The organism is Oleiphilus sp. HI0086, assembly GCF_001635225.1.
Genome location: NZ_LWFZ01000888.1, coordinates 1 through 1,454, shown reverse-complemented (window position 1 = coordinate 1,454; position 1,454 = coordinate 1). Strand labels below are relative to the sequence as shown.

Genomic DNA, 1,454 nt, shown 5'->3' with positions numbered 1-1,454 from the left:
GAAAGTTTACGCCCTGTCTTTTAACTATGGTCAAAAGCATTCTAAAGAGCTTCACTACGCACAGAAGGTATGTGACGACTTAGGCCTGCCTCATAAAATTGTCGACATCACCGCAATCCATCAATTATTACTCGGCTCCTCACTCACGGATGACATTGAAATCCCTGAAGGGCATTATGAAGAAGAAAGCATGAAATCGACGGTGGTCCCCAACCGTAATATGGTAATGCTTTCTCTTGCGATCGCTTATGCAGTTTCAATAAAAGCCAGTGCCGTCTACTACGGCGCCCACGGTGGTGATCATGCTATTTATCCGGATTGTCGCCCTGAGTTTATCGAAAAGATGGATGCGGTTTCTAAAATCGCTAACTACGAAGCGGTTGATATTATTGCACCTTTTCAGGATATCAATAAGACGGAAATACTGAGCAAAGGGCTGGCAATGGGACTTAACTACGGTAAAACCTGGACATGCTATAACGGCAGAGAAAAGGCCTGTGGCAAATGCGGTGCTTGCCAAGAGCGACTCGAAGCGTTTTCAGAAAATAGCGCTGCCGATCCCCTTCCCTACGAATAATAACTAACAAGGAAAGCTTATGGCTCGTTATGCCATCGGTGACGTTCAGGGCTGCTATCAAGCACTCACCCGTCTACTCGACCAGATATCTTTTGACCAGAACCGTGACGAACTATGGTTCGCAGGAGACCTTGTAAATCGAGGCCCCGACTCGCTTGACTGTCTGCGCCTGATCAAAAGCCTGGGTAACCAAGGCGGACATCCTGCCAAGGTTATTCTTGGTAATCATGACCTTCACTTATTGGCTACCTACTATTTAAAGCGCCAGCCTAAAAGAAAAGACACCTTTGCTGAAATTTTTGCAGCAGATGACTGCCATGAATTGATGACCTGGTTACGCCATCAACCTCTAATGATATGGGATAAAGAGCAGAAGCTTGCAATGAGTCACGCCGGCATTCCTCATATATGGTCAACAGAGCAAGCCTATCGTTACAATCAAGAAGTTTCCAATGAGTTATGTCGCGGAGATTACGAAGCATTCTTTGACCTGATGTATGGCAATGAGCCCGCACTCTGGTCTGAGCACCACACGGGCATGATGCGCCTGCGTGCTATTACAAACTACTTTACCCGCATGCGCTTTGTTAAACAAAACGGTGCGCTCGACTTTGCCGTCAAAGAAACCCTCGACGATGCCCCCGATAACTATGTCCCCTGGTTCAGCCTGCCTCGGCCCGACAACACCATGCTAATATTCGGACACTGGGCGGCACTCTCGGGTAATACAGGGCTCACTGGCGCAAACAAAGACCAATTTCAAGCTATCGATACCGGCTGCGTCTGGGGTGGTTCACTTACTGCTTTAAACATCGATACTAAAGAAAGGTTCGCTTATGAAGCCTAATTCCCAGCTTATGATAGGCGCATTGCTATG

At 47.3% G+C, this 1,454-nt stretch carries 2 protein-coding genes; both read left to right on the top strand.

Going from position 1 to position 1,454, the window contains the following annotated elements:
* A partial coding sequence (gene queC / locus A3756_RS16040; RefSeq protein WP_068553906.1) for a 7-cyano-7-deazaguanine synthase QueC occupies positions 1 to 577 on the top strand: 577 nt, incomplete at its 5' end.
* Between the two features lie 19 nt (positions 578 to 596).
* Positions 597 to 1,424: a symmetrical bis(5'-nucleosyl)-tetraphosphatase gene (locus A3756_RS16035; protein WP_068512112.1), complete on the top strand. Its 828-nt coding sequence runs from the start codon at positions 597 to 599 to the stop codon at positions 1,422 to 1,424.
* Positions 1,425 to 1,454: the final 30 nt, after the last annotated feature.